Origin of the sequence: uncultured Algibacter sp. (assembly GCF_947487575.1) — a bacterium.
Taxonomy (GTDB): Bacteria; Bacteroidota; Bacteroidia; order Flavobacteriales; family Flavobacteriaceae; genus Algibacter_B.
The window spans coordinates 40,732-66,612 of record NZ_CANKXG010000014.1; the positions used below are offsets into that span (position 1 = coordinate 40,732).

Sequence of the window (25,881 nt, forward strand, 5' to 3'; positions counted from 1 at the left end):
TAATAACAACCTATTGAATTCAAATATTTATAAAGCGCATTTTGCGCTTCTGGGAGCCAATTTAATTTATGGTGCTAATTATATTATTGCCAAAGGTATTATGCCTGAAAAAATAAATCCAAATGCGTTTGTATTTATTCGATTAGCTTGCTGCGTAGTTTTATTCTGGACTATTAAATTTTTCTTTGTTAAAGAAAAAGTTGAACGTAAAGACTTTTTAAGATTGGTGCTTTGTGGTTTACTTGGCGCTGCAGCTAATATGCTATTTTTCTTTCATGGTATTAATTTAACATCGCCCGTAGATGCGTCAATAATCATGACGGCAACACCCGTTATTGTTTTGATTTTTAGCTTTTTGATTTTAAAAGAGCCCATTACAAAGAATAAATTAATTGGTATTTTAATTGCTGGTGTTGGCGCTATTTTTCTGATTTTGTATGGAAACAAAGCAGCTGGAACTAGCTCTTTTCTCGGGAATCTTTTTGTGTTTTTAAACGCTTCTTGTTATGGACTATACTTAGTTATTGCTAAAACATTAATGCGAAAGTATAATGCCTTAACAATAGTGAGTTGGATGTTTTTATTTGGGTTGATTTTCGTTTTACCATTTACTTTAAACGATTTCAACACTACAAATTTTGAAGCTTTTACCACCAGCACCTACTTAGTCATTGGGTTTGTAGTTTTATTTACAACATTTTTTGCTTACTTATTTAATGTATATGCACTTAACTACGTAACACCTTCTGTAACGAGTAGTTACATCTATCTACAACCCGTAATTAGTTTTATCATGGTGGGTTTATATGCTTATATTTTAATGAAAGATGAATATGCTCGAGACATTAGTTTCGTGAAAATTCTGAGTTGTTTAATGGTTATTATTGGTGTATACGTTATAAGTAAACAACCAAAGAAATTAGTCTAAATACAACAATGTTGATATGTTTTAGTTAATATAAATGCAGATTACATTTACTTTATTATTTTTACGTTTTAATCCAACTTATACATGAGTTCATCCTTTGAAAAGCATCAAAAACGAAAGCTTATTTCCTCCTACTTTTCAGTAGTACTAAGTATTGCTTTAGTATTGTTTTTATTAGGACTTTTAGGAATGCTCATATTAAACGCTAAAAAAGTTTCAGACCACTTTAAAGAGCAAGTAGTTGTTACTATTTACTTAAAAGATTCCGCCAAAGAAGTTGAAACCAAACAACTAGAAAAGAGTTTAGCGATGGCAGATTACGTAAAATCTACCGAATATGTTTCTAAAGAACAAGCTGCAGAATTTATGAAAGCTGAAAATGGTGAAGACTTTATGGACTTTGTAGGTTATAACCCGCTTCAAAACTCCATTGATGTGCATTTAAAAGCTGATTATGTTACCTCTGAACATCTTGAAAAAATTTCCGCGGAAGCGACAAGCAAAAACTTTGTTGAAGAAGTAACTTATGATAACGACCTAGTGAACTTAATGAACGACAACGTTAAAAAAATCAGTTTCTGGGTGCTAATCATCAGTGGTATTTTCACTTTAATAGCCGTTTTATTAATTAATAGCTCCATAAGACTTGCCGTATATTCTAAACGATTTACGATAAAAACCATGCAAATGGTAGGTGCCACAAAACGTTTTATAAGACGCCCTTTTGTTTGGAAAAGTGTAAGATTGGGAATGATTGGTGCCATTTTAGCACTAATAGGTATGGCAATTGTTTTGTATTATCTAAACAAAACATTCAGTGAATTAGAGTTACTAGGCAGTCCTATTTTAGTGGGATTATTATTTGTGTTTGTATTTGCTTTAGGGATTATTATCACTTGGATAAGCACACATTTTGCAACACAACGTTTCTTGAATTTAAAAACTGATGAATTGTATTATTAGTTTTTGACTATAATTTAGAAAACCATTAACACCTTAGTTTTAAATAATTCACTTAATTTGCAATAAATTATTTCTACGGTAAATAAATCATGGGAGAGAAAAAACGTAAAGAAAATTCAAAACCAGTTTTTGTATTTGGTAAAAAGAATTATAAATTCATGTTTATTGGATTAGCCATTATTTCAATTGGTTTTATTTTGATGGCAGGTGGTGGTAGTGACGACCCCAATGTTTTTAATCCTGAAATTTATAACTGGAGACGCATTCGCTTAGCTCCAACACTTATTCTTATCGGTTTTGGCATTCAGATTTATGCTATTTTATTGAATCCTGATAAGAAATAATACTCAATACAAGTATTGTAATAACGACCTGATTTTAAAAATCATAAATTTTTTTCTGTAAATTTTTTAGCTATTTCCTTTACATAAACATAGCTATTACTCATGGCATCATCAATATTATCTGAATAATTCAGTACAGTATCAGCGTAGTTAATTCCTAAATTTTTAATTGTAGTTTCATTTAAACTAATAGCTCCACAAAACACAGCTACTTTTAAATCTTTTTCTTTAGCTGAAGACAATACACCTTGAATCGTTTTTCCAGAACTAGTTTGTTCATCTAACTTTCCTTCACCAGTAATAATCCAATCAGCATTTTCAATTTTAGTATCAAAATCACTCATATCTTTAATCAATTGAATACCACTTTCTAAAGTACCATTTAAAAACACTTTTGAAGCAATACCTATACCGCCAGCAGCACCAGCACCTATTACTTCTTGTGGATTTATTTTAAAAACCTTTTCTATTAATTTTGAAAATGATTGAAGCCCTTTATCCAATATCTTAATATCATTATCTGTAGCTCCTTTTTGGAAACCGTAAACATAAGCGGCACCATTTAGTCCGTATAAAGGATTTGTAACATCACAAGCAATACTAAAATTCACTTGTTTTATCTTTTTATGAACCTTCAAAAAATCAATAGTTTTAATATCTTTTAAATTCGCTCCAACTGGATGTACTTGGTTATTGTTTTTATCTAAAAACTGATAACCCAAAGCTGTTGCCATACCAATACCACAATCGTTTGTAGCACTACCACCAATTCCCAATATAATTTTTAAAGCACCTCTATTTATGGCATCAATAATAAGTTCTCCAGTGCCAAGAGATGTGGCATTTTTACAATCAAAATGCTCAGGTTTTAAAAGTTTAACTCCAGAAGCCTCTGCCATTTCTATGAATGCAGTTTTTGAGGCTTCATCATATAAATAAGAAGCTTTAATGGGTTGAAAAAACGGATTATTAGCTTCAACATGAACAATCTCTCCTTTTAAATAGTAATTCACAACCTCAATAGTACCATCCCCACCATCAGCTAAAGGTAATTTTATGATTTCTGTATCAGGCATTGTTGCACGAATGCCTTCTTCTACAGCATTGCAAAACTCTAATCCTGTTAATGAATTTTTAAACTTGTCTGGTGCAATAACAATCTTCATTCATCTAAAATACAACTCCTGTTATTAAAGTTTAAACAATAAAAAGTTATTTATTGTAGTATTTTAATATTTTTGCCCCATGGAAATTATTGACGCAATTATTTTAGGCATTATACAGGGACTTACAGAGTTTCTTCCTGTGTCCTCTAGTGGACATTTAGAATTAGGAAAAGCTATTCTTGGAGATAATTCAGTTCCAGAAGAGAGTTTATTATTTACTGTAGTACTCCATTTTGCAACAGCTTTAAGCACCATTGTGGTTTTTAGAAAAGATATTTTAGACCTTATTAAAGGGGCGCTAAAATTTAAATGGAATGACGATTTACAATTCATTTCTAAAATTGCACTCTCTATGATTCCTGCTGTGGTAGTTGGTTTATTTTTTGAAGAACAATTAGAAGCGCTTTTTGGAGGTAATATTCTATTAGTTGGTTGTATGCTAATTGTTACAGCAGTACTTTTATTTATGGCGGATAAAGCTAAGGACACCAATAAAAAAGTATCTTTTAAAAATGCATTTGTTATTGGAATTTCGCAAGCTATAGCTATGCTACCTGGGATTTCGCGTTCTGGCGCTACCATTTCAACATCAGTTTTATTAGGAAATGATAAAACTAAAGCAGCTCGTTTCTCATTCTTAATGGTTGTGCCGCTAATTTTTGGAAAAATTGCCAAAGATGTTTTAAGTGGCGACTTAACTTATGATTCTGGAAACTTCACTGCCTTATCCATCGGTTTTGTTGCAGCCTTTGTTGCTGGATTATTTGCTTGTACTTGGATGATTGCTTTAGTTAAAAAAAGTAAACTGACTTATTTTGCTATCTACTGTGTTATAGTTGGTTTAATTGCCATTACTTTTTCATTGTTAAACTAGTAATATCATCTCTTATTTAATAATGAAAACAGCTGAATATTATCAATCTGGACAAGTGCTTCTTATAGATAAACCTCTTAATTGGACCTCATTCCAAGTGGTTAACAAATTACGCTGGGAAATCCGCCAAGCTTTCAATATAAAGAAAATAAAAGTTGGTCATGCTGGTACTTTAGACCCTTTAGCAACTGGTTTATTGGTGATTTGTACTGGAAAAATGACTAAGCAGATTGACACCTTTCAGTGTCAAATAAAAGAATACACAGGTACTTTAGTTTTAGGAAGTACAACACCTTCTTATGATTTAGAAACCGAAATCAATGAAACCTTTCCTATTGAACATATTACTGAAGATTCAATCCATAAAGCGACAACGCAATTTATTGGTGAAATTCAACAATTTCCTCCTGTATTTTCAGCATTAAAAAAAGATGGAAAACGTTTATACGAATTTGCTAGAGCTGGCGAAAAGGTTGATATTCCATCTAGAACTATTTCTATTTCAGAATTTGAAATCACTAAAATTGATGGACTTAATATTGATTTTAGAGTTGTTTGTAGTAAAGGGACATACATTCGTTCTTTAGCAAACGATTTTGGAAAAGCTTTAAACTCAGGCGCACATTTATCTGCTTTAAGGCGCACAAAAATTGGAAATTTTGATGTTAAAGACGCTTCTTCAATTGACAACTTTATTAAAAATTTACAATAGGACTAAGGTTAAATATTTTTTAAAAAAATATTCTTTTCTGGTTAAAATTCACAAGAAAACATTTCTCTTTCAGTGCTTTAAGATAACACCATTATTCTTAGAATTTAGGTTATTTAAAACTTTTTAACGTATTTTGTCGTATATATTGATACGATTCCCCATTAAAAAAACGTATTGAACCTGAACAATCAACATAAAGCCCTAATTATTACACTCCTAATTTCTGGAACTGTAGTACTCTCTGTTTTTAACTTAAGCCTTAAAAAACAGAGTGAGTTTGCGTCTGAAAGTTATTATGAAATTGAGCCAGAAAAGGAGCTTACAGAAGAGGATATTAAAGTTCTTGAAGCTTTAGAGAAACTAAACCATGCTAAAGCTGAAACTAACAAAGCCTTTAATGAAACTCAAAAATCTAAACATTTTGCACAAGCATATAAAACCATAGCGCCACCTGAAGATTATGTTCCTAAATCTATAAATACTTCGGACAATGAGACTATAGCTAGAAAAGCATATGAGGTTCCTGAAGATTCTAAATTAAACCCCGAAGAATTAGCCAAGTTCAGCAAAGTAAATGACATACTTAAAGAACAACTATCTGATAGCAGTAACTCAAAAAGTTCTATTCGATTTTCATTAACAAACAGAAAAAAGGTGCACATCCCAATTCCTGTTTATTTATGTGAAGTAGATGGTAAAATAGTTGTAAATATTACCGTAAATTCTAATGGAAATGTTATTGATGCTTATGCAAACACATCTTCAACATCAAGTAATGAATGCTTAATCGAGCATGCTATTGATTATGCAAAGCAATCACAATTTAGTGCAAATGCTTCAAAAGCAACCCAAATAGGTTCAATTACATTCTTTTTTATTGGCAAGTAATAGGTTGAAGTTCGCAAAGCATTTCAATAATATCACTAATTATATTTTGCCCTTTATCTTTATTATACCAATGCTGCAAATCTTCTTTAAATTCTGGGGTTAACTTACCATGTTTTGCCTTAAATCTATTTACATAACTTGTTGCTTCACTTGGTCTAGGCCCATAAGTATTTAAGACTTCTCCCGTTTCATTATCAATCATAATAACTTTTGCAATTGCCCTACCGCCGTTGGTTAAAAACATATCCATGAGTTCTAAATTCTCATCACGTAGCACTATTTTCAAATCAATATTCGGGTTTAATTCTGCTATTTTATGTATTGCAGGAACAACATGAGCAGCATCGCCACACCAACTTTCAGTAATAATTAACCAAGTTGTTTTTTGATTAAACTCTGATATTTTTTTTTGCAGGTCTTCAGAAATTTTTATGGTTTTATCCCAACGTCTCATGCGCCTATCATTAAGCTTAGTATAATTAGCCAAGGCTTCGGTTTTTTCTAATCCTGTGTTAGAATTAGCTTCTACTAACTGCTTTACTAAATCTCTATATTCTTGATATGAGATACTTTTATCAATACTTTGTTTTATAATTGCGTTCATAGTATTCATTTTTTTGAAACAAAACCTTCTGAAGCAAAATTAACCTCTAGAGATTTTAATTAAGATGATTTTTGTCATACTTTTACTTTAAACCTTACAGAATGGTCTTTACAAACTTTATTTAACAACTATAAAATGAAAAAACACAGATGCGGTTGGTGTGAAGGTGATGATTTATATGAAGCCTACCATGATAAAGAATGGGGCGTTCCTGTTTATGATGATGAAACGCTTTTTGAATTCTTAATTTTAGAAACGTTTCAAGCTGGTTTAAGTTGGATTACAGTATTGCGTAAACGTGAAAATTTCAGAAAAGCCTTTGACTATTTTGATTATAAAAAAATTGCCAATTACCAACAGGCTAAAATTGATAGTTTACTCAAAGACGCTGGGATTATTAGAAATAAATTAAAAGTTAATGCAACGGTTAGTAATGCTCAATCGTTTATAAAAATTCAAGAAGAGTTTGGTAGTTTTAGCAAATACATTTGGAATTTTGTGGACGGTAAACCCATAAAAAACAGTTTAAAAAATCATAAAAATGCACCAGGAAACACACCTTTAAGTGACACTATTAGTAAAGATTTAAAAAAACGAGGCTTTAAGTTTGTTGGTTCTACCGTTGTTTATGCACACATGCAAGCTACAGGTATGGTTAATGATCATGAAGTAAATTGTTTTAGATATGAAGAAGTATAAGAACCAAACAGATAGAGAAGAACAAAATTAAAATTTGAGACGTTGATTAATAGATAGCGAAAAACAGTTCTGTATTAATAGGTTTTATTCAAAGTTAAAAAAGGGTAGCATAAATTTTTCAAAAAATTAAATTTCTCATTCTTTCAAATATTCTAAAAACGCTTCCCTAGAAACCTCCTCTGCACCTAAACTTTCTAAATGATTTGTATATACTTGACAATCTATAAGTTTATAATTAGTATTTTGAATAAACGTAATAAATCCAACTTTACTCGCATTACTTTCTTTGGTAAACATACTCTCACCACAAAACACGCCATTACCAATATCTACACCATATAGTCCCGCTACCAATTTTTTGTTACGCCATACTTCAACAGATTTAGCCCATCCTAATGCATTTAAATTAACATAAGCATCTATCATATTATTAGTTATCCAAGTATCTTCTTGCCCTTTACGCTTTTTAGAACAGGCCGTTATTACATCTTTAAAAGCCTTATTTATAGTAACTGTATAATCACTATTTCGAAGTATTTGTTTCATGCTTTTTGAAACTTTCAATTTCTCAGGAAAAAGTACAAAACGAGGGTTTGGAGACCACCATAAAATAGGTTCATCTGTTTCAAACCATGGAAAAACACCTGTTTTATATGCAAGTAATAATCTTTCAGCAGACAAATCGCCTCCAATAGCCAATAACCCTTCTGGAGAAGCCTTTTTAACATCAGGAAACCAAATATCTTCATTTAAATATTGCATACGTATAAATATAAAAAAACCTCAATGTTTAAGTAAACATTGAGGTAAATATTTTGAGATACCTGCCAGGGCAAGCATAATAAATTGTATTAATTAGAAAGGTAAATCGTCATGATCTTCTTCTTTTAAATCTCCTGCAGGCTCAAAAGCATCTGCTGGTGGTACTGGCGGTATGTTTCCACCTTCAGCTTCTGCTTGTAATACTTCAATTCTCCATCCTTGAATAGAGTTAAAATATTTAGTTTCACCTTGAGGATTCACCCATTCTCTACCACGTAAATTAATATTAATTTTTACTTGCTGTCCTTCTTTATAGCTGTTTAGTAAATCTGTTTTATCTTGAACAAACTCTACCATAATATGCTGTGGGTATTGCTCTTCTGTTGTTACAACAATTTCTCTTTTTCTAAACCCATTACTTCCAAAAGTTTGAGTTTCACCAATCATTTTAATTCTTCCTTGAACTTCCATTTTTATATATAATTATTAAATATTCGTCTCATTTATAATTTTATTGTTACGATAACAATATTTTCCAAGCACTTTCAATATCTCCAAAACTTAAATAGTTGTGTGCTAATTTATGCTTCTCTCTATGTGTTGCGGTTTTTATATTAGGATAACGCTCACCAACATGCTCAACAAAATTATTAACACTAGTTTTACTTGGTAAAGCTTCAATATTACCTAACATACCCAAATCGTTTCCTGTTAAAATCATACTGTTTTTAACGTGTTCTGGAAAACTATCAACTCCTATTCCTAACTGCGAAATTGGCTTTGGTATTTCAAAAAAACCTTCTTTTGCTCGACTGTAATAACTACCTCCTGCTCTGGCAACCAAATCTAACTTTCTTTGATCTATAGCATCATTTTTATCAAGTATCTCATCATCAATATGAAGTTTAACCACTTCACAAATAATCAAATTCCCTGCTCCACCTTCAGTTCCTAATTTTATAATATCATTCACCTTACATTCAAACTGCACAGGGGCTTCAGCAACTCTAAAAGGCTTTACAATATCTGACTTTAGCATTGTTAAACCAGCCTTTTCAAATTCGTTAACATCTTCTGGATACTCTATACTACTCAAAGACATTTGGTGCACCATACCATAATTCACAACATTAATAACCACTTCTTTTGTTATTTCAGCATTCTTTAAAGTATGCTTTGTTGTGTTATCTCTTACCCGTCGTGCAGGTGAAAAAATCATGATTGGCGGATTTGCACTAAACACATTAAAAAAACTAAACGGAGACAAATTTGGCTTTCCATTAGCATCAATAGTACTTGCAAAAGCAATTGGCCTGGGCGCTACAGCACTCAACAAATAACCATGCAATTTACTGGTTGACAAGCTTTTTGGGTCCAATGAGGGCATTTGCTTTATTTAGTTTCACAAATGTAACTAATCTATAACGCATCTAAAAACCGACTTACTAACAACTTGAACAATAATATTAACAGATTTACATTATATTACGGAATGATACCAATATCCATTATAAATAATTGGCATAATACCTTTTTTAAATGATTCTTACTAAACATAGCAATATATTTCGTTGGGTTATTGTTATAGCTTCTTTTGCAATTGTATCCCTCATTTTATGGAAAACTTATGAGTTTTTCCAACATTTTAAAGAGGAGGAACGTACTAAAATGGAAAATTGGTCCTTTGCCCAAAACGAAATTATTAATACTGATACCAATACAAGTTTAGAACTTACATTACAGATTTTACATAGTAACAAAACAACACCTATGTTGGTTATAAATGAAGATGGAAGCTTGGGAATTCATAAAAATATAAATGAAAAAAAAATTACAGATTCGCTATATGTTCAGAAATTAATCCTAAAATTTAAAGAAGAAAACAAACCCATACCTGTAAAATTAGGCAATAGCATTGTAAGTACTATTTACTACGGTAACTCCCCACTATTGAATAAACTAAAATATTATCCTTTGGCATTACTCCTCATTGTTGTGTTATTTGGTGCCGTTATTTTCTTTTTTTATAGCAGTAATAAAAATGCAACCCAAAACAAATTATGGTCTGGTATGGCCAAAGAAACGGCGCATCAAATTGGCACACCTTTGTCTTCTTTAATTGGCTGGACGGAACTTTTAAAATCCGAAAATGTAAATCCTGAATATATTGCTGAAATGGAAAAGGATGTTGATAGATTAAAAACCATTACCGAGCGTTTTAGTAAAATAGGGTCGCTTCCTGTTTTAGAAAAAGCAGATATCATTAAAGAAACTATTGAATCTTACGATTACTTAAAAACACGTTCATCAAAACTAATAGATTTTGACATAAAAATCCCTGATGGGGAAATTCTCGTAAATCTAAATAAACAACTTTACAGCTGGACTATCGAGAATTTAGTAAAGAATGCTATTGATGCTATGAAGGGAAGGGGAAAACTAACTGTCGAAATATCACAACTTGAAAATAATGTGAAAATTAAAGTATCAGATACGGGAAAAGGAATACCTAAAAAACATTTTAATACCATTTTCGAACCTGGTTATACCACTAAAAAAAGAGGTTGGGGTTTAGGCTTGTCTTTAACTAAACGTATTATTGAAGATTTCCATAACGGAAAAATTAAGGTTTTACAATCTGAAAAAAATACAGGTAGTACTATACAAATAACTTTAAAACAAGCAACTTAAGACTTGGCAATATGGCGGAAAAATTAATTGATGTTAAAGACGTAGCTCTAAAAAACAATTGCCCTGAGTGTTTTAGTATGGATGGCCTGCGATTAACTTTCAGGCAAAAAATAAGAGAGACTAAATTTTATAAAACAATAACTTCTGAAATTAGCCATGAAATAACTTGTAAAACATGTGATTCAATTATTTACCCTGTGCAATGGACTGAAGATATTGATCGTGTTTTTGAATATCAGAAAAAAGCATTTACCCCTAAAAAAAAATCCATTTACATTAAAAAAACGTCTTGGATTATTGCGATTTCAAGTATTGCAATGATGGCTCTAATTCTGTTTTTAATATTTTATTTGGGTTTATAATTCAGCCTTGATAGCTTCAGCTAAGGTTTCAAATTCCTCTACTGATAATTTTACTTTTTGAATAAATCGAGCATCATCCATAGATTGTAGCGGAATTAAATGGACATGTGCATGCGGTACTTCTAAACCAATAACACTAATACCAATACGATTACATGGAACTGCTTTTTTTAAAGCCAATGCTACGGTTCGCGAAAAACTCATCAAAGCATTATAAGTTGCTTCATCTAAATCAAAAATCTTATCAACTTCCGTTTTAGGGATACATAAAGTATGACCTTTGGCATTTGGGTTCACATCAAGAAACGCCAAAAAATCTTCCGTTTCTGCTATTTTATAACAAGGTAGTTCGCCTTTTATTATTTTTGTGAATATTGAAGCCATTTTATAAATTTAATATAACTTTTTCTTTCGCGGAAATAGTAACCTTACTACTTATCTTGATATTTCAACAATATCAAATTTCATTACACCATTAGGTACTTGGATTTCTGCAACATCGCCCACAGATTTACCTAACAAACCTTTACCTATTGGTGAATTTACGGATATTTTACCCGAAGCCAAATCCGCCTCACCATCTGCCACCAATGTGTAATTCATTTCCATACCATTGGTTTGGTTTTTTATTTTCACTTTTGATAGTACCAATACTTTAGAATTATCTAATTGCGATTCATCAATTACACGTGCACCTGCTAAAGCATCTTCTAATTTAGAAATACGCATTTCCAACATCCCTTGTGCTTCTTTAGCAGCATCATATTCTGCATTTTCACTTAAATCGCCTTTATCTCTTGCCTCTGCAATAGCCCTTGAAGCCTTTACACGTTCAACATCCTTAAGTTGCCTTAACTCCTCTCGTAATTTTTTTAATCCTTCAGGTGTATAGTATGATACTTTACTCATAACTTCATCGTTTTACTTAATAAAAGATGCTGACAAACTTCAAAATAAATACTTTGAAGTATTCAGCAAATAAAAAAATCCCGCTTACACGAGATTGTATAACAAAAGTACAAAATTTTTAAATAGGCACTTTACTTTTTATTGTAAATTGCATCTCAATTTCTCAATTTATGAAATCATTTTTTAGTGCCATAGTATTTTTTCTCTTAATGTCCTGTAGCGGTAATTCTGTTGATGATAAAAACTGTAGAATTTTACTTGATATTGATTTTAATCATACGGAAAACCTTAATTTACATCCATTAAACGGACTGTTTCCTGGGAGTGCTGTTACTATAAATGTACCAAATACTAGAGGCGTAATTATAGCAAATACGGCGGGTAGATATGTTGCCTTTGATGCTGCCGACCCAAATCATACTTTTAATACATGCTCTGTGCTTACCGTAGACTACCCTATTGGAACTTGCGGTTGTGAAGATGGAAATGAATTTAGTTTATTAGATGGAGCACCTATTGGTAATGAAGACACGCTTTGTCCATTAAAAATATATCGGGTTGAAGTATCTGGTAATTTATTACAAATCTTTAATTAGAAAAGCGCAGCTAGTATTCTACCAGCCGCACTTCTCTCTAATTTATTATTTAAAATTTAATTGTAGTACCTACTAAAAAATTGGTTGTTGCTTGTGGGTAATAAAAATTTTCGGTAACAGGTGCATCACTTGACCCTTCTGGTCTGTAATAGTAACTGTAAGTGTAACCATTTGATACATATTCTGAATTAAACAAGTTATTTACCAATAGGTTTAACGCTATTTCTTTAATCCATTTTGGTTTAAATTTATACGATAGGTTTAAGTTGTTTACAAAGTAAGCATCAATACTTTTACTTTTGCTAGATGTATTATCTAAATATTGTTTTCCAACATATTTAGATAATAAAGCGATGCTTGCATTTTCTATAGGCGTAAAAGTTAAAGTACTTCCAAAAATAACATTTGGTGAAAAAGAAATATCTGTGTCTTTAAATTCTGTAACCACAGGCTGGTATGAAACGGTAGCAAAAGTATTTGGGTCGTATTGCGTATCATAAACCACATAATCAAATTCCTTGATTTTATTTTGGCTAAACGTGGCATTTGCATCAACTCTAAATTGATCGGTAATTTTATAACCTGCTTGTAATTCAATACCAGCTCTATAACTCTTGTCTACATTTTGCCTAATGGCATCGCCAACATCATCCAATTCACCTGTTAAAACCAATTGATTATTATAGTTCATGTAATACAAGTTGGCGGTGGTATAAAATCTTAACGTTCTTAGTTTATAACCAAACTCAAAATCATGTAGTTTTTCTGATTTTGGCTGTATTGGATTTTTAGTTAAATCGTCTCTATTTGGTTCTCTATTAGCAATGGCATAAGACCCATAAATACTATTATAATTATCTATTTTATAGGTTAACCCAAACTTAGGATTGAAAAAATTATAAGTTTCACTTACATTAATATCCAATAAATCTGAGCTTGTCCCCACCGACTGATAATCAACTTTTCTGTATTGTAAATCGATTAACGCAAATAAATTAGAACTAATATTATATTCAGCCTTTACATAACTATTGTAATCTTTTTTATCACCAAAACTGAAATAATAGTTACTTCTTATTGGAATTTCTGAAGGAAATGAATCCCATATAACTTCGCCAAAATGGTCTCCTTTATAAGAATTGTAACCACCTCCAAGGTAAAGATTCAAATCATTTTTTTTGTAATTAAGTGAATATACTAATGCATAAAAATCATTATCAAGCCAACGCCTTCTAATAACATCGCCTTCATCAGATGCATTAGAATTATTTGGAAAATAATCGCCTAAATCCTCACCATCTTTATATTGCTCAAAATACCCTTTGCCTCGAGTATAATTTCCAGAGATATTAGCCGAAAAATTAGTATTAAATTGATGAGAAGCATGGAACTGGTAATGTGTTTGCTGGTAGTCATCTACTTCATTATCGTAAGTATAAAAATTATATGTTCGTCCTGAATTTAATAAATTTTGAGTTTCAGCATCAGATGGAAAATTTCTATCTATAAATGCCTGTATGCCTTCTCTATCATTTTTAACAACAGCTTCTGGAGTTCCATACCAAGATTGATAAGTTTCTTCTTTTCCTCCAAAAACAATGGCTTTTAGCGATGTTTTATCATTTAAAAACCCGGCCTCAATGTAGTAAGAATTTAAATCGGCTCTTGCTCTATCTATATAACCATCACTTTGAATATTTGATAGTCTTCCTTCTGCATAAAAACTATTTTTAATTCCAGAACCAATACTAATATTGTGCTTTCTAGTCCCAAAACTCCCAAATGCATTGGTAGTGGTTGCATAACCATTAGTTGAAGGATTTAAAGTTTTTAAATTTAAACTTGCTCCAAAAGCAGCTGACCCATTAGTTGAGGTACCTACTCCACGTTGTAATTGAATATCTTCTACGGAAGACACAAAATCTGGCATGTTTACCCAAAATGTGCCTTGGCTTTCCGCATCATTATAGGGTATACCATTAATAGTTACATTTACTCTGGTGGCATCACTACCTCGAACACGAATTCCTGTGTAACCAACTCCCGCCCCAGCATCACTTGTTGTAACCACTGATGGTAATTGATCTAATAAGATTGGTAAGTCTTGACCTAAATTAATAGATTCAAGCTCTTCCTTGGTGATGTTAGTGAAAGCAACTGGTGTTTTGTCCTTCGCTCTAGTTGCCGAGAGCAAAACTTCATCTAGTTTTTCTGTTTTAGTTGAATCTTGCACTTTTTGATTTTGCTGCGCATAAGCACTGACTGATAACACTAAAAGTGTTAAAAAAAGAAATAAATTTTTCATTACGATTATATTTATAATCGAATAAAAAGAGGTAATTATTCTTTATTGTTAATAATTAAATTTTGAACGTTTAGCTTATACGAAGTCGTAGTGTTAATTTTAATATTCATTAAATCTTTAATTATAAACAAATTAAAATTTAAGAGTAAAAAACCAACATTGATGACCTTATCGCACTCGCTAAAAATGTCCACTGGACATTTTCTTTACGTTCGCTTTCCTAAACAGCATTACCTGTTCTAGGTTCAATGGGTATGATCTCAGCCGATAATAGGCACCCCTTTTTTGAGAACGATGCAAATGTAAGGACGAATTACGAAATACGAATTATAAATCTCAATTTTTTTAATCTATGTTGGGCTTTTTTCTATTTGTCTTTTTATCAGCATGTAAACGCTTATTTTTTAGTCGTTTTCTAATAACTGCTTTAGGCACTTTAGTTGGCTTTCTCTTTTTTGGAACTATTAAAGACACTTTTATCAACTCTAAGAATCTCTTAATTATAAGTTCTTTATTTTTATGTTGACTTCTGCTTTCTCCGCATTGTAAAATTAACACACCTTCTTTTGTTAATCTATTTTGAAGTTTTTTTAGAAGACGTGCTTTTTGCTCATCATTAAACACTAAAGATTCTGCTAAATTAAAAGTTAATTCAACTTTTGATGACACTTTATTTACATGTTGTCCGCCACTACCAGAACTTCTAATAGCTTTAAAACTTAACTCTTGTAATATGGCTTCTTCATCAAACATTAAGATACTTGATGCACAGGTTTAAGTAAGTCGTTTACCGTTTTAACAGGATTAAACGTTTCAAGAGGTACTTCAACAAAAATAGAGTTCCAATATGCCATACTACCATTCCATAAACCAGGAAGTTCTAGCGCTTGAATATCTACTCCATTTTGAGTTTTTTGAGTTATAAATGCTGCTTCTGGATCAACAAATTGCATTAAATCAAACTTTTTTCCTTTATAATCTTTAACACCACAAACTAAGTCTGTTGGATTAAAGTGAGTTGCTTTATAAACAATACCTTGCTGGTCTCTTTTACCAAAATTAATCTGAGCAAATTCTACAATTTGTAACGATACATTACCATCTTCATCTTTAACCCAAAACGGACCTCCTCCAGGTTCACCTTGGTTTTTAACCATCCCACAAACGCGAATAGGTCTGTTAAGTTTTTGTTTTAGGTATTCTGATTTTTCTTCATATGAAAATCTTTCAAAATCAATACTTATAGGAACATTTAATCTGTATTGTAAAAACAAAGCCATAACTTTAAAATCAGCATCTTCTAAATTTCCATCGTCTAATTTTTTCAAATAAGAGAACACCTTTTCTTGAGCTTCAATAAGAACACCTGCCAATAATTTTTTATAATTTGATACTTCAACATTTCTATCAGCAACTACAATATTATCTATGTTTTTGATAAAAATTACATCATTATCTAAATCATTTAAATTCTCTAAAAGCGCACCATGTCCAGCTGGTCTGAATAAAATGGAACCGTCTTCATTTCGAAACACCTTGTCCTTTAGTGTTAAAGCTACTGTTTCTGTAGCTTCTTTTTGATACGAATAAGATACATTAAACGTTGTATTGGTCTTACTTTCTAAATAATCTTGCACATCACTTAATTCTTTTTTAAAATATAAATGATGCTTTTCTGAAACTGTAAAATGTAAATTTGATTTACCATTAGAAGATGAATATAATGTAGACTCAAACAAGTGTTCTTCAAAAGCAGTTTTTACTTGTTCTGGGTATTTGTGAAAAGGCAACAATCCTTTTGGTAGAAAACTATAGTTTAAACCATCTGCATCAAGCATTGTTTTAACAAACAGCAATTGCTTTTCTCTTTCAGATAAATCATCAAAATCAGGATTTGTTTTTTTAATTTTTGCTATTACCGCCTTATAAAAAGGAAATGCTTCTAATTTATTAAAAAAGATTTCTATTAAATTATCATTCTTCCGTTCAGCATATTTTTTAATACTTTCTTTTGAAGGCTTAAAATTTTGTAGAAACTGAAATAAAAATTTAAACATACGAGTTGCAGCTCCAGATGCTGGAACAAACTTAACTGTAGACAATTCATTTAGTTTTGCTTCATACAATTCTATAAATTCTTTAGTTTCATTATCATCATATTGTTCAATACCTTTTCCAATAGTTGCTGCTGCTACCAAATCAGAGAACGACATACCATCTTTTAATCTTGAAACTTGAGCATTTACTTCATCTAATGTAATACCCTTACTTTTTATTTGCTTAATGTCTTTTTCTGTAAACATGTTATTCTTTGGGGTTTAATAAGTTATCAATATGTTTTATTGCTGTTTCCAATCGTGCTCTCTTATCACCTTTTAAAAGCACAAAAGGTTTTTTATATTTTAGTAGTGTATCATGGAAAGCATCAAACATTTCTTTTCTATGCTCAGGCTTATCTCTTAAATCATCTGCTTCCCAAGGCGTATCAATATAGGTTAAAAAATACAAATCGTAAGAATTCTCTAAAGCATACTTCTCTAGTGTTGGGTCACAACTTCCTAAATAGTAAGCTTCGGAATAAACCTTGGTTTCTAACAAATCTGTATCACAAATTAGCACAGAATCTGTTTTTTGTGCCAATTTATTTTCCAATTTTATTTGTCCTTCAGCTATCGGCAACAAATCTTCTGGCTCACAGGTTTTACGTTCATCATTCCATTTATTCTGAAGATACTCACGAGCATATTCCGGTACCCAAACAGAGTTATAATAACGCGCCAATTGTCTTGACAAGGTTGTTTTTCCTGTAGATTCGGGACCAAACAGAACTACTTTTATGCAGTTTGCAGGTTGTTGCTTATATTTTTCTTCCATGCTAAATAGCCAAAAATGGCAATGCCTGTAAATAGTAAATATTGTAAACTTGTTAAAGTAAATCCTTTGTGAAAATATAAAGGCACAGAAATAATGTCTCCTATAATCCAAAAAATCCAATTTTCGAGTTTACGTCTCGCCATAAGCCACATTCCAACAAAAAATATTGCTGTAGTAACAGTGTCTACATAGGCTACCCAACTCGTCCATTTATCAAAACTTTGGTAAACTAAGTAAACAAATAATAGTGTTGCTAAAAATATGGCTATACTTATCTTTTTTTCGTTGAATGTTGTTGTTGAAATTGGTGTAACCTCTGAATCGTCAACTTTTTTCGTCCAAATATACCATCCATAAACACTCATTACAAAGTAATATGCATTTATCATCATATCTCCCAACAATTGCCATTTTAACAATAAATACACAAAAATAACGGTACTAATCATACCCGTTGGAAACACAAGAACCTTATTTTGTTTTGAGAACCAAACAGAAAGAAAACCAAAAATAATTGCAACAGCTTCTAAAACAATATCAATAGTTTCGTATCCAGCATATTGACCAAAGAAAAACTCAAAAATGGGGTTCATAATCCTGTCTATCAGATTTTACTATTTTTATATAAAGCAATCCTTTTTCAATAAGTTGAAAAGCTTCTTTAATTTCTGAAGTTAATATTTGCATAACTTCATCATAATCACCATATACTTGAGTACTTAGTGGGTTTTCTAAAACCTTTAGACTTGATGCTCTTAATTTTTTTATAAAATGAATAATTGCAGGTTCAAAATCGTCTTGTAATGGTGTAAGTGTCAATTCTACTGATATCTTCATTAATTTATGTTTTTATTATTTCATGAGATACTGAAACAAGTTCAGCATGATAATTTACTTTCGTAAATTGTCAAAAAACGATTCATCATCTTCAAAAGCAGTGCCAATAACAACTAAATCTGCGCCAGCATCATAAGCATTATCTAATTGAACTTTACTTCTAATACCGCCACCAACTACCAAAGGTATACCCAATTCTTGCTTGACACTACTAATAATATTTTTAGTTAATGGTGTTGTAGCTCCACTTCCAGCTTCCAAATATATAAGCTTCATTCCTAAAAGTTGTCCTGCTTGAGCTGTATCCATTATGTATTGAATGTTTTCTCTATTTAATGGCTTAGTATTGGTCACCTTTTCTACAGCTGTTTCTTTTCCACTTTCAATTAAAATATAACCTGTAGGTACAACTTCTAAGTTTGTATTTCTTAGCTTAGAAACCGCTTCAACATGCTTCCCAATTAAATATTCTGAATTTCGGCCTGAAAGTAATGACAAAAACAATAATGCATCAGCTTTATCAGTTATTTGACTTACGTCTCCAGGAAATAAAACAATTGGCAAATTTGTGTGCTTTTTTATTTCAGAAACCAAATAATTTGTAGCACCTTCATCAACTATACTACCTCCAACAAAAATATGTGTTGCTACAGATGCATTTACTTTTTCAATAAAACTAAATGTATTTTCAATTGAAAACTTATCAGGATCAATTAGCACTGCTAATAACTTTTCGCCTTTACTAATGGCATCTTGTATGTTTTTATAAATAGACCCCATTTAAGCAATAGCGTAAGCACAAGTATAACCTTCAAACTCTAAAAAGTGAATATTATAGCGATATTTTTTAGTTTCATAATCAATCCAAGCCACAGTTTCTTTATCAGAAACGTCAAAAGGAATCACTAAACAATGTTGTTTAAAACTTAATCCTGGTGTTGCAAAAAGTTTGTACAAAGATTCTTTAACACACCAAATAACAGTTAGCTTTTCAAAATAATCTTTATCCATTTCATTCAAATAATCACTCTCATAATCAACAAATTTATGAGCTATAACACTAATCTTATCGCGTTGTTTTTCAATATCAATTCCAACTATTAAATCGCTAACAATAACTGCTGAAAAATTAAAGGAATGCGTAATAGAGATTTGCTTTCCATCTTTTAAATTTGGCTTTCCATTTTCATCATAAAATAAATCGGCATCTGTATATCCAAATTCTTGTAATAAATGTCGAACACTTAAAAACCCTTGCTGATGCAATTCACTTTTCATACCTAAAACGCGCTCCATAGCAACTGGTTTTAAATCAACTTTGGCCATTAAATCAGCATAAGATTCAGTAATCTTCCAGATTTTAACAGTAGTTTGTGAATTTGGAGTAATGGTTTTATATAAAGGCATTTAATATTCTAAAAGTTAATGGTTATCTTTGCACCGCCTAAGGTGGATTAAACATTTTGGTAAGCGAATTTAACCAAATTAAGCACTAATCCCAATCAAGTTTAGGTTTTTAAACAAAAAGAAAAATTACTATGAGTACAAAAACAATTCCTTACGTAGCTAGCAAAGTAAAAGATTTATCTCTTGCTGATTGGGGACGAAAAGAAATAGAGTTAGCCGAAGCTGAAATGCCAGGTTTAATGAGTCTTCGTGAAGAGTACAAAAACGAGCAACCGTTAAAAGGTGCGCGTATTGCTGGATGTTTACACATGACGATTCAAACCGCTGTTTTAATTGAAACTTTACAAGCTTTAGGTGCTGAAGTAACTTGGAGTTCTTGTAATATTTTCTCAACACAAGATCAAGCCGCTGCTGCCATTGCTGCTGCTGGAACATCGGTTTATGCTTGGAAAGACATGACTGAAGAAGAATTTGATTGGTGTATCGAGCAGACTTTATTTTTTGGAGAAGACAGACAACCACTAAACATGATTCTTGATGATGGTGGTGATTTGACTAATATGGTTTTAGATAAATACCCTGAATTGGCTTCTGGAATTAATGGTTTATCTGAAGAAACTACAACAGGAGTTCATAGACTTTACGAACGTGTAAAAAACGGTACATTGCCAATGCCAGCTATTAACGTAAACGATTCTGTTACAAAATCGAAATTCGATAATAAGTACGGTTGTAAAGAAAGTGCAGTAGATGCTATTCGTCGTGCAACAGATATTATGTTAGCCGGAAAACGCGTAACTGTTTGTGGTTATGGCGATGTTGGTAAAGGTACAGCTGCTTCTTTTAAAGGCGCAGGAAGTATTGTAACCGTTACAGAAATCGACCCTATTTGTGCACTTCAAGCAGCAATGGATGGTTTTGAAGTTAAACGATTAGAAACTGTAGTAGCAAATTCAGATATCGTAATTACAACTACAGGAAATAAAGATATTATTCAAGGGCGTCATTTTGAAGCCATGAAAGACAAAGTTATTGTATGTAACATTGGGCATTTCGATAACGAAATTGATATGGCTTGGTTAAACAAAAACCACGGAAACACAAAAAACACCATCAAACCTCAGGTAGATAAATATACTATCAACGGAAAAGATGTTATCATACTTGCCGAAGGTCGTTTAGTAAACCTAGGTTGCGCAACAGGTCACCCAAGTTTCGTAATGAGCAACTCATTTACAAACCAAACTTTAGCACAGATAGAACTTTGGAAAAATGCAGATGCTTACGGAAACGATGTATATATGTTACCAAAACATCTTGATGAAAAGGTAGCAAAATTACACTTAGCAAAAATTGGTGTAGAGTTAACTGAACTTCGTGAGGATCAAGCTAGCTATATTGGTGTAACTGTTAATGGCCCTTATAAGCCTGAACATTACAGATATTAAAAAAAACCTGTCATTGCGAGGAGTTCGCGACGTGGCAATCTCTTGATAGTATAAAAAATCACTAAATCCCAAGCAGTCCCGATAATTATCGGGATTTGGGATTTTTTTGTCACTTCGAGTGATTCTGAATCATGAAGAATCTTATAGAGAAGTTGGGCGTTACCACAAGGGGGTCGGGCTTTATTCATTGATTTCCATTTTACTACTCGCTCCCTCCTACGTCAGGGAGCTCAAACATGCCGTTCAATCCCTAGGTTAATCCAATAATCAATTCAAAACCAGAGTAACCTACTAATCCACCAAATCCTCTTCAAAATACCACCATAAACTAGAATCGATAGATTGTTTCATCTTATTTATATCTGCATCATCCTTTAAAAAAATCGTGATGTTTTCACCCACTCGGTTTTGCCCTTGAGTTTCTCTCAATTCAATAGTTTCAATCTCATTAAAATGTTCTAAATGTTTTTTAACTCTTCCATCCAGAGATTCATCACTCAAAAAAATTTTAATAGTTGGTTGCGTTGGGGAATTTCTAATTTCAGATCTAAATGGTAGCATAATTAGTCAATTTTAAGTAAAATAAAATATAAATTGCAAAACGCAACAGCTTAAAGTTAAGAATTAAATTAATATCTTTTAGAAATAATTTAATTTATGACTAATAATCACACCAAAATATTGAATCAGTTATTATCTCAAATAGAGCAAAACATACCCAATAAAGCGCTTAAAAATGATGCTGTTTCAAAGTCTACTATTGGCTGGCAACTGGACCATAGTTTAAAAGTTTTTAATGTCATTAGTACATAGACAGAAGAATCTAACCCGAAAAATTACAAGAAGGAATTTAATAAATGGCGTTTTGTTTTATTTCCATTATGCTACATCCCGAAAGGAAAAGCCAGAGCACCAAAAAAATTATTACCGCCAGAAGACATTGAAGATAACGCCTTAATAATCCAATTACAATAAGCAAAAACACATATAAATACGTTATCAATGCTACCTGAAAACGTATATTTTAATCATCATGTTTTTGGTATGTTAACAAAAAAACAAACCCTTCGTTTTTTAGAAATACATACAAAATATCATTTAAAAATTGTAAACGATATTTTGAAGAAACAAAGAATCTTTTAAATTTAAAATTCTTTACTTAGATTACCATTTATACGGGAATGACCATTTTAACAGAAGCAAAAAATTAATCTTGGTAATTTCTTTTTAAATAAAAAACCCTCTCTGTAAACAGAAAGGGTTTCTTTAAATTTTAAGAAAAAAATTTCCTAAACCTCAAAAGGTTCAATAGAAACGTAAGATCTGTTATCTTTTTTCTTTGTAAATTTTACTAGACCATCAACATATGCATGTAAAGTATGGTCTTTTCCTTGGTATACGTTTTCACCTGGGTGATGTGTATTACCACGTTGTCTTAATATAATGTTTCCAGCAATAGCAGCTTGTCCACCAAAAATCTTAACACCTAAGCGTTTTGATTCTGATTCTCTACCATTCTTAGAACTTCCTACTCCTTTTTTATGAGCCATTGTCTTAAGTTTTTATATTGTTAATATTAAGTGATTAAGCTTTACCACCGTCTAATTCGTCTTGCCATTTTTTAAGCTCATCCCACTTACCATCAGCTGCTAATTTAGCTTGTGCTGGCCAAGTATCAGTTACGTGATTTCCACGAACACCTGCGATGATTTCAGATATTGCAGCTGGTTTAGCTTTTGCTAAATCTGCGAAAGTCGCGATTCCTGCTTCAGCTAAAGTTGTTGCAATTTTTGGACCAATACCTTCAATTTTCTTCAAATCGTCAGCTTTCCCTGTTGCTTTTTTAGCAGCAGCCTTAGGTGCAACTTTTTCAGCTTTAGGAGCAGCAGCTTTCGCTTCTACTTTTGGTTCAGTTTTTTTAACTTCTTTCTTCGGAGCAGCTTTTTTAGCTCCCTCGTTTTCAACTTTGGCAGCCTTTTTGGCTCCCGAAGCAGCAATACTTTCAATTACAATTTCAGTTAAAGATTGTCTGTGTCCGTTTTTTACACGGTAACCTTTACGTCTTTTCTTCTTGAATACTATTACTTTATCACCTTTAAGGTGCTTTAAGACTTTTGCACTTACTTGTGCTCCATCTATAGCCGGGGCGCCTACAGTTACTTTGTCACCATCACCTAAAAGAAGTACATTATCGAAAGAAACTTTCTTACCTTCTTCAGTTTGTAAACGGTTAACAAAAACTCTTTGGTCTTTTTCAACTTTAAATTGATGCCCTGCTATCTCTACAATTGCGTACATAGCGTAACGTTTTTATTAATTAATTTTGTTCAAAAATGAGTGCAAATATACTTCTAATTAATTAAACTACAAACGTTATTATTAATTTTGAGGAAGATTTCTAGTCTTTTTAAAAAGTTGCATCACCGTTAACGAAGAAACTACTGTTGTTGCAAGCCCCATAACAGCCACCACAAATGTCACCATACCAATATCTGCATTAAAACCACCTTTTACTTTTTGAAGTAATTCTGATAAAAATGCACTATTAACTTCTGTTGCATAAAACAAAAAGAAAATGGTAAAAATTATAGTGGCAACAAAGCCCGTTATAATACCTGTCTTAAACCCTTCACCATAAGAGAAATTACCATAGTTTTCAAGTTTACTTAAACGTATGGCTTCATAAATCCCAAAACCTGTAATAATAACATTTACAAAACTAAATGCTGGATTTGAATGTTTATCAACCAATGATAACACTAAAAAATAAGCTATCAAAACGGCACTAGTTACTAAACCAAAACGAATAGGGAGTGATAAATTTTTCATACTTAGTCAGGATTAATTCACTTAAATTTCGTGAAAATTTCTGAATAAAAATAATTTCGCAAGCGTAAATTTTGCTTTAAACAATTGATTCAGAGGATAATTACTACTTTTTAGGGTGTTTTCTATTGGATAAATACACACCCAATAATATAATTACACTCGCTATGGCTTGCAACCAACTAAAAGTCTCATCATCCAAAAACCCCCACATTAAAGCCACAATAGGCATCAAATAGGTTACGGACGAGGCAAATACTGGTGTAGACATATGTACCAGTTTATTAAACAATATTTTAGCTAATGCTGTTCCGAAAAAGGATAAAATAGTAATGTAAACCATTGACATTTTAAAATCGGGGTGATTAAATGTACTTTCAGAAAAAAAATCTGTAAAAAGCAACACTATGATAGCTGGAATAAAAATTCCAACAAAATTCCCAGTAGCAATAGTTAAGGGCTTTACATGCTGCAAATACTTTTTAATGATATTAACATTTGTAGCATACATTAAGGTTGATAGAATCACAAAAATGGCATACCAATAGTTTTGATTGGGATTTAAATCAGCACCTTTCAAAATCAATATTGATGTTCCAAAAAACCCAATAATAACTCCCAATATCTGCCTTTTTGTTGAGGCAATCTTAAAAACAGCAAATCCTAGTAAAATAGCATTTAATGGCACTAAAGAATTTAAGACAGAAACTACCGCACTATCAATTTCAGTTTCAGCAATTGCAAAGAAAAAAGAAGGAATAAAAGACCCTAAAACTCCAGATATAATAAGCCATTTCCAGTCGGCTGGCTTTATTGTTTTAATGGTTTTTAAACCCATAGCAAACAAAAAAAAGCCTGTAATAACAATTCTTAAAGCACCTAATTGATAGGGTGATAAACCTAAAAGTGCTTTTTTAATCAAAATAAAGGAACTCCCCCAAATTAATGCAAGAACAAAAAGATATAACCATTTAGAACTTATACCGCTCATTAAAATTACATTTAAAACACAAAACTCAGCTTTTTAACACAATAAACCGCATTATTTATTAGTTTTGTGATATAAAATTTTAAAGATTATTTTAATGAAAACTATAAAACATATTTTAACACTTACACTAATTGCTACTTTTGTTTTTAGCTGTAAGAATGAAAAGAATCCTGAAGTAAAAACTGTTGAAATAGAAGCCGAAACAGTTAAAGAATTAGACCCAAATGCAACTTATGCTAAAGCAGAATTTACTATTGATGGTATGACCTGCCAAATTGGTTGCGCCGCCACTATCCAAAAGAAAATCGCTAAAATGGATGGGGTGAAATCTGCTACTGTGAATTTTGACAAGAAGCTAGCTATGGTTGAATACAATGAAGCTAAAGTTACACTTACAACTCTTGAAGAAGCTGTTGTGAAAGTTTCAGAGACTTACAAAGTAAGTGACATGAAAACTGTAGAAGATTTTTCAGTAAAAAAAGCATGTTCAGTTGATTGTAAGAAGGCATGCTGTTCAAATAAAGGCAAAAAAGCTTGTGAACTTGGTTGTAAAAAAGATTGCTGTAAAGCTGAAGAAGGTAAAAAAATAGCATGTAAAGCAGATTGCAAAGAAACATGTTGCGCAAAGAAAGAGGCCTAGTTTTATATAGCTCATATAAATTAATAAAAAAGGTTTCTCAGTAAGAGAAGCCTTT

The 25,881-nt window shown here is 31.7% G+C and carries 33 protein-coding genes; 13 read left to right on the plus strand and 20 right to left on the minus strand.

All coding sequences use genetic code 11. The features are described 5' to 3' along the window. Positions 1-13: 13 nt before the first annotated feature. The 3 genes from Q0870_RS14455 (at position 14) to Q0870_RS14465 (ending at position 2,235) form a co-directional block, all read left to right on the plus strand. Positions 14-928, plus strand: a complete 915-nt coding sequence (locus tag Q0870_RS14455) for a DMT family transporter (RefSeq protein ID WP_298556513.1) — start codon at positions 14-16, stop codon at positions 926-928. Between the two features lie 84 nt (positions 929-1,012). Next, entirely contained in the window at positions 1,013-1,891 is an 879-nt protein-coding gene (locus tag Q0870_RS14460; RefSeq protein WP_298556514.1) for a permease-like cell division protein FtsX, read from the plus strand. An 89-nt stretch (positions 1,892-1,980) separates the two neighbouring features. Next, complete coding sequence (locus Q0870_RS14465; RefSeq protein WP_298556515.1) at positions 1,981-2,235, plus strand: DUF3098 domain-containing protein; 255 nt, start codon at positions 1,981-1,983, stop codon at positions 2,233-2,235. Positions 2,236-2,276: 41 nt separating this feature from the next. Here the strand turns inward: Q0870_RS14465 and Q0870_RS14470 are convergent, their stop codons facing one another. Continuing rightward, positions 2,277-3,401 carry a glycerate kinase gene (locus Q0870_RS14470; RefSeq protein WP_298556516.1) on the minus strand — a complete coding sequence of 375 codons (1,125 nt, stop codon included), beginning with the start codon at positions 3,399-3,401 and terminating at the stop codon, positions 2,277-2,279. A 79-nt stretch (positions 3,402-3,480) separates the two neighbouring features. On the opposite strand from Q0870_RS14470, the gene Q0870_RS14475 reads away from it, so the two are divergent. The 3 genes from Q0870_RS14475 to Q0870_RS14485 all read left to right on the plus strand — a co-directional run bounded on the left by Q0870_RS14475 (position 3,481) and on the right by Q0870_RS14485 (position 5,875). Continuing rightward, complete coding sequence (locus Q0870_RS14475) at positions 3,481-4,275, plus strand: undecaprenyl-diphosphate phosphatase (protein ID WP_298556518.1); 795 nt, start codon at positions 3,481-3,483, stop codon at positions 4,273-4,275. Between the two features lie 22 nt (positions 4,276-4,297). Continuing rightward, positions 4,298-4,987 carry a tRNA pseudouridine(55) synthase TruB gene (gene truB / locus Q0870_RS14480; protein ID WP_298556520.1) on the plus strand — a complete coding sequence of 230 codons (690 nt, stop codon included), beginning with the start codon at positions 4,298-4,300 and terminating at the stop codon, positions 4,985-4,987. A gap of 174 nt (positions 4,988-5,161) precedes the next feature. Beyond that, on the plus strand, positions 5,162-5,875 hold the full coding sequence (locus Q0870_RS14485; protein ID WP_298556522.1) for a hypothetical protein: 714 nt from the start codon (positions 5,162-5,164) through the stop codon (positions 5,873-5,875). On the opposite strand, the gene Q0870_RS14490 is transcribed toward Q0870_RS14485, so the two are convergent. Next, the gene (locus tag Q0870_RS14490; protein WP_298556524.1) at positions 5,862-6,479 is read right to left on the minus strand and encodes a thioredoxin family protein; all 618 of its coding nucleotides are present in this window, start codon (positions 6,477-6,479) and stop codon (positions 5,862-5,864) included. The genes Q0870_RS14485 and Q0870_RS14490 overlap by 14 nt on opposite strands. 135 nt (positions 6,480-6,614) lie before the next feature. Between Q0870_RS14490 and Q0870_RS14495 the strand changes: the two genes are divergently transcribed. Beyond that, entirely contained in the window at positions 6,615-7,178 is a 564-nt protein-coding gene (locus tag Q0870_RS14495; RefSeq protein WP_298556526.1) for a DNA-3-methyladenine glycosylase I, read from the plus strand. Positions 7,179-7,313: 135 nt separating this feature from the next. Here Q0870_RS14495 and aat read toward each other — a convergent pair whose 3' ends face one another. The 3 genes from aat to Q0870_RS14510 all read right to left on the minus strand — a co-directional run bounded on the left by aat (position 7,314) and on the right by Q0870_RS14510 (position 9,327). Continuing rightward, positions 7,314-7,940 (minus strand): leucyl/phenylalanyl-tRNA--protein transferase, encoded by a 627-nt coding sequence (gene aat / locus Q0870_RS14500; RefSeq protein ID WP_298556528.1) that lies wholly within the window; start codon positions 7,938-7,940, stop codon positions 7,314-7,316. Between the two features lie 93 nt (positions 7,941-8,033). Continuing rightward, positions 8,034-8,411, minus strand: a complete 378-nt coding sequence (locus tag Q0870_RS14505; RefSeq protein ID WP_298556529.1) for a DUF3127 domain-containing protein — start codon at positions 8,409-8,411, stop codon at positions 8,034-8,036. A gap of 46 nt (positions 8,412-8,457) precedes the next feature. After that, positions 8,458-9,327: a flavin reductase family protein gene (locus Q0870_RS14510; protein ID WP_298556531.1), complete on the minus strand. Its 870-nt coding sequence runs from the start codon at positions 9,325-9,327 to the stop codon at positions 8,458-8,460. Positions 9,328-9,479: 152 nt separating this feature from the next. On the opposite strand from Q0870_RS14510, the gene Q0870_RS14515 reads away from it, so the two are divergent. Together Q0870_RS14515 and Q0870_RS14520 are read left to right on the plus strand one after the other, a co-directional pair. Beyond that, on the plus strand, positions 9,480-10,631 hold the full coding sequence (locus Q0870_RS14515; RefSeq protein ID WP_298556533.1) for a HAMP domain-containing sensor histidine kinase: 1,152 nt from the start codon (positions 9,480-9,482) through the stop codon (positions 10,629-10,631). Positions 10,632-10,642: 11 nt separating this feature from the next. Further along, the gene (locus Q0870_RS14520; RefSeq protein WP_298556534.1) at positions 10,643-10,993 is read left to right on the plus strand and encodes a hypothetical protein; all 351 of its coding nucleotides are present in this window, start codon (positions 10,643-10,645) and stop codon (positions 10,991-10,993) included. Here the strand turns inward: Q0870_RS14520 and Q0870_RS14525 are convergent. Continuing rightward, on the minus strand, positions 10,988-11,377 hold the full coding sequence (locus Q0870_RS14525) for an HIT family protein (protein WP_298556535.1): 390 nt from the start codon (positions 11,375-11,377) through the stop codon (positions 10,988-10,990). The genes Q0870_RS14520 and Q0870_RS14525 overlap by 6 nt on opposite strands. Before the next feature lie 51 nt (positions 11,378-11,428). Continuing rightward, positions 11,429-11,902, minus strand: a complete 474-nt coding sequence (gene greA, locus Q0870_RS14530) for a transcription elongation factor GreA (RefSeq protein ID WP_298556536.1) — start codon at positions 11,900-11,902, stop codon at positions 11,429-11,431. A 170-nt stretch (positions 11,903-12,072) separates the two neighbouring features. Here greA and Q0870_RS14535 point away from each other — a divergent pair, with 170 nt between their 5' ends. Next, on the plus strand, positions 12,073-12,498 hold the full coding sequence (locus Q0870_RS14535) for a hypothetical protein (protein ID WP_298556537.1): 426 nt from the start codon (positions 12,073-12,075) through the stop codon (positions 12,496-12,498). Positions 12,499-12,547: 49 nt separating this feature from the next. Here the strand turns inward: Q0870_RS14535 and Q0870_RS14540 are convergent, their stop codons facing one another. The 8 genes from Q0870_RS14540 to Q0870_RS14575 all read right to left on the minus strand — a co-directional run bounded on the left by Q0870_RS14540 (position 12,548) and on the right by Q0870_RS14575 (position 19,921). Beyond that, a complete protein-coding gene (locus tag Q0870_RS14540; protein WP_298556538.1) occupies positions 12,548-14,803 on the minus strand; it encodes a TonB-dependent receptor in 2,256 nt (751 codons plus the stop codon). A 345-nt stretch (positions 14,804-15,148) separates the two neighbouring features. After that, the gene (gene arfB / locus Q0870_RS14545) at positions 15,149-15,556 is read right to left on the minus strand and encodes an alternative ribosome rescue aminoacyl-tRNA hydrolase ArfB (protein ID WP_298556539.1); all 408 of its coding nucleotides are present in this window, start codon (positions 15,554-15,556) and stop codon (positions 15,149-15,151) included. After that, positions 15,556-17,106: a DUF4301 family protein gene (locus Q0870_RS14550; protein ID WP_298556540.1), complete on the minus strand. Its 1,551-nt coding sequence runs from the start codon at positions 17,104-17,106 to the stop codon at positions 15,556-15,558. Before Q0870_RS14550 ends, arfB begins: the two co-directional genes overlap by 1 nt. A 1-nt stretch (position 17,107) precedes the next feature. Further along, entirely contained in the window at positions 17,108-17,677 is a 570-nt protein-coding gene (locus Q0870_RS14555; RefSeq protein ID WP_298556541.1) for an ATP-binding protein, read from the minus strand. Continuing rightward, the gene (gene pnuC, locus Q0870_RS14560) at positions 17,638-18,270 is read right to left on the minus strand and encodes a nicotinamide riboside transporter PnuC (RefSeq protein WP_298556542.1); all 633 of its coding nucleotides are present in this window, start codon (positions 18,268-18,270) and stop codon (positions 17,638-17,640) included. Before pnuC ends, Q0870_RS14555 begins: the two co-directional genes overlap by 40 nt. Continuing rightward, positions 18,254-18,514, minus strand: coding sequence for a thiamine-binding protein (locus tag Q0870_RS14565; RefSeq protein ID WP_298556543.1), 261 nt, complete (start codon positions 18,512-18,514; stop codon positions 18,254-18,256). Before Q0870_RS14565 ends, pnuC begins: the two co-directional genes overlap by 17 nt. Positions 18,515-18,568: 54 nt before the next feature. Continuing rightward, a complete protein-coding gene (locus Q0870_RS14570; RefSeq protein ID WP_298556545.1) occupies positions 18,569-19,294 on the minus strand; it encodes a geranylgeranylglyceryl/heptaprenylglyceryl phosphate synthase in 726 nt (241 codons plus the stop codon). Continuing rightward, on the minus strand, positions 19,295-19,921 hold the full coding sequence (locus Q0870_RS14575) for a 4'-phosphopantetheinyl transferase family protein (protein WP_298556547.1): 627 nt from the start codon (positions 19,919-19,921) through the stop codon (positions 19,295-19,297). It lies immediately after the preceding gene. Positions 19,922-20,052: 131 nt separating this feature from the next. Here Q0870_RS14575 and ahcY point away from each other — a divergent pair, with 131 nt between their 5' ends. Next, complete coding sequence (gene ahcY, locus Q0870_RS14580; RefSeq protein ID WP_298556548.1) at positions 20,053-21,369, plus strand: adenosylhomocysteinase; 1,317 nt, start codon at positions 20,053-20,055, stop codon at positions 21,367-21,369. 291 nt (positions 21,370-21,660) lie between these two features. Here ahcY and Q0870_RS14585 read toward each other — a convergent pair whose 3' ends face one another. Beyond that, on the minus strand, positions 21,661-21,930 hold the full coding sequence (locus tag Q0870_RS14585; protein WP_298556549.1) for a hypothetical protein: 270 nt from the start codon (positions 21,928-21,930) through the stop codon (positions 21,661-21,663). Between the two features lie 96 nt (positions 21,931-22,026). Between Q0870_RS14585 and Q0870_RS14590 the strand changes: the two genes are divergently transcribed. After that, positions 22,027-22,182, plus strand: coding sequence for a hypothetical protein (locus tag Q0870_RS14590; protein ID WP_298556550.1), 156 nt, complete (start codon positions 22,027-22,029; stop codon positions 22,180-22,182). 476 nt (positions 22,183-22,658) lie between these two features. Here Q0870_RS14590 and rpmA read toward each other — a convergent pair whose 3' ends face one another. The 4 genes from rpmA to Q0870_RS14610 form a co-directional block, all read right to left on the minus strand. Further along, the gene (rpmA, locus tag Q0870_RS14595) at positions 22,659-22,919 is read right to left on the minus strand and encodes a 50S ribosomal protein L27 (RefSeq protein WP_298556551.1); all 261 of its coding nucleotides are present in this window, start codon (positions 22,917-22,919) and stop codon (positions 22,659-22,661) included. 34 nt (positions 22,920-22,953) lie between these two features. Continuing rightward, positions 22,954-23,667: a 50S ribosomal protein L21 gene (rplU, locus tag Q0870_RS14600; protein WP_298556552.1), complete on the minus strand. Its 714-nt coding sequence runs from the start codon at positions 23,665-23,667 to the stop codon at positions 22,954-22,956. An 81-nt stretch (positions 23,668-23,748) separates the two neighbouring features. Continuing rightward, positions 23,749-24,198: a DUF4199 domain-containing protein gene (locus tag Q0870_RS14605; protein ID WP_298556553.1), complete on the minus strand. Its 450-nt coding sequence runs from the start codon at positions 24,196-24,198 to the stop codon at positions 23,749-23,751. 103 nt (positions 24,199-24,301) lie between these two features. Then, on the minus strand, positions 24,302-25,186 hold the full coding sequence (locus Q0870_RS14610; protein ID WP_298556554.1) for a DMT family transporter: 885 nt from the start codon (positions 25,184-25,186) through the stop codon (positions 24,302-24,304). 94 nt (positions 25,187-25,280) lie between these two features. Between Q0870_RS14610 and Q0870_RS14615 the strand changes: the two genes are divergently transcribed. Continuing rightward, positions 25,281-25,826: a heavy-metal-associated domain-containing protein gene (locus Q0870_RS14615; protein ID WP_298556556.1), complete on the plus strand. Its 546-nt coding sequence runs from the start codon at positions 25,281-25,283 to the stop codon at positions 25,824-25,826. Positions 25,827-25,881 lie beyond the last annotated feature (55 nt).

Bases quoted from the DNA above. Each gene is read 5' to 3' on its own strand.
- Q0870_RS14460 (WP_298556514.1), top strand. From the start codon at position 1,013: ATGAGTTCATCCTTTGAAAAGCATCAAAAACGAAAGCTTATTTCCTCC.
- Q0870_RS14465 (WP_298556515.1), top strand. From the start codon at position 1,981: ATGGGAGAGAAAAAACGTAAAGAAAATTCAAAACCAGTTTTTGTATTT.
- Q0870_RS14470 (WP_298556516.1), bottom strand. From the start codon at position 3,401: ATGAAGATTGTTATTGCACCAGACAAGTTTAAAAATTCATTAACAGGA.
- Q0870_RS14475 (WP_298556518.1), top strand. From the start codon at position 3,481: ATGGAAATTATTGACGCAATTATTTTAGGCATTATACAGGGACTTACA.
- truB (WP_298556520.1), top strand. From the start codon at position 4,298: ATGAAAACAGCTGAATATTATCAATCTGGACAAGTGCTTCTTATAGAT.
- Q0870_RS14490 (WP_298556524.1), bottom strand. From the start codon at position 6,479: ATGAACGCAATTATAAAACAAAGTATTGATAAAAGTATCTCATATCAA.
- Q0870_RS14495 (WP_298556526.1), top strand. From the start codon at position 6,615: ATGAAAAAACACAGATGCGGTTGGTGTGAAGGTGATGATTTATATGAA.
- aat (WP_298556528.1), bottom strand. From the start codon at position 7,940: ATGCAATATTTAAATGAAGATATTTGGTTTCCTGATGTTAAAAAGGCT.
- Q0870_RS14505 (WP_298556529.1), bottom strand. From the start codon at position 8,411: ATGGAAGTTCAAGGAAGAATTAAAATGATTGGTGAAACTCAAACTTTT.
- Q0870_RS14510 (WP_298556531.1), bottom strand. From the start codon at position 9,327: ATGCCCTCATTGGACCCAAAAAGCTTGTCAACCAGTAAATTGCATGGT.
- Q0870_RS14515 (WP_298556533.1), top strand. From the start codon at position 9,480: ATGATTCTTACTAAACATAGCAATATATTTCGTTGGGTTATTGTTATA.
- Q0870_RS14520 (WP_298556534.1), top strand. From the start codon at position 10,643: ATGGCGGAAAAATTAATTGATGTTAAAGACGTAGCTCTAAAAAACAAT.
- Q0870_RS14525 (WP_298556535.1), bottom strand. From the start codon at position 11,377: ATGGCTTCAATATTCACAAAAATAATAAAAGGCGAACTACCTTGTTAT.
- greA (WP_298556536.1), bottom strand. From the start codon at position 11,902: ATGAGTAAAGTATCATACTATACACCTGAAGGATTAAAAAAATTACGA.
- Q0870_RS14535 (WP_298556537.1), top strand. From the start codon at position 12,073: ATGAAATCATTTTTTAGTGCCATAGTATTTTTTCTCTTAATGTCCTGT.
- Q0870_RS14540 (WP_298556538.1), bottom strand. From the start codon at position 14,803: ATGAAAAATTTATTTCTTTTTTTAACACTTTTAGTGTTATCAGTCAGT.
- arfB (WP_298556539.1), bottom strand. From the start codon at position 15,556: ATGTTTGATGAAGAAGCCATATTACAAGAGTTAAGTTTTAAAGCTATT.
- Q0870_RS14550 (WP_298556540.1), bottom strand. From the start codon at position 17,106: ATGTTTACAGAAAAAGACATTAAGCAAATAAAAAGTAAGGGTATTACA.
- Q0870_RS14555 (WP_298556541.1), bottom strand. From the start codon at position 17,677: ATGGAAGAAAAATATAAGCAACAACCTGCAAACTGCATAAAAGTAGTT.
- pnuC (WP_298556542.1), bottom strand. From the start codon at position 18,270: ATGAACCCCATTTTTGAGTTTTTCTTTGGTCAATATGCTGGATACGAA.
- Q0870_RS14565 (WP_298556543.1), bottom strand. From the start codon at position 18,514: ATGAAGATATCAGTAGAATTGACACTTACACCATTACAAGACGATTTT.
- Q0870_RS14570 (WP_298556545.1), bottom strand. From the start codon at position 19,294: ATGGGGTCTATTTATAAAAACATACAAGATGCCATTAGTAAAGGCGAA.
- Q0870_RS14575 (WP_298556547.1), bottom strand. From the start codon at position 19,921: ATGCCTTTATATAAAACCATTACTCCAAATTCACAAACTACTGTTAAA.
- ahcY (WP_298556548.1), top strand. From the start codon at position 20,053: ATGAGTACAAAAACAATTCCTTACGTAGCTAGCAAAGTAAAAGATTTA.
- Q0870_RS14585 (WP_298556549.1), bottom strand. From the start codon at position 21,930: ATGCTACCATTTAGATCTGAAATTAGAAATTCCCCAACGCAACCAACT.
- Q0870_RS14590 (WP_298556550.1), top strand. From the start codon at position 22,027: ATGACTAATAATCACACCAAAATATTGAATCAGTTATTATCTCAAATA.
- rpmA (WP_298556551.1), bottom strand. From the start codon at position 22,919: ATGGCTCATAAAAAAGGAGTAGGAAGTTCTAAGAATGGTAGAGAATCA.
- rplU (WP_298556552.1), bottom strand. From the start codon at position 23,667: ATGTACGCAATTGTAGAGATAGCAGGGCATCAATTTAAAGTTGAAAAA.
- Q0870_RS14605 (WP_298556553.1), bottom strand. From the start codon at position 24,198: ATGAAAAATTTATCACTCCCTATTCGTTTTGGTTTAGTAACTAGTGCC.
- Q0870_RS14610 (WP_298556554.1), bottom strand. From the start codon at position 25,186: ATGAGCGGTATAAGTTCTAAATGGTTATATCTTTTTGTTCTTGCATTA.
- Q0870_RS14615 (WP_298556556.1), top strand. From the start codon at position 25,281: ATGAAAACTATAAAACATATTTTAACACTTACACTAATTGCTACTTTT.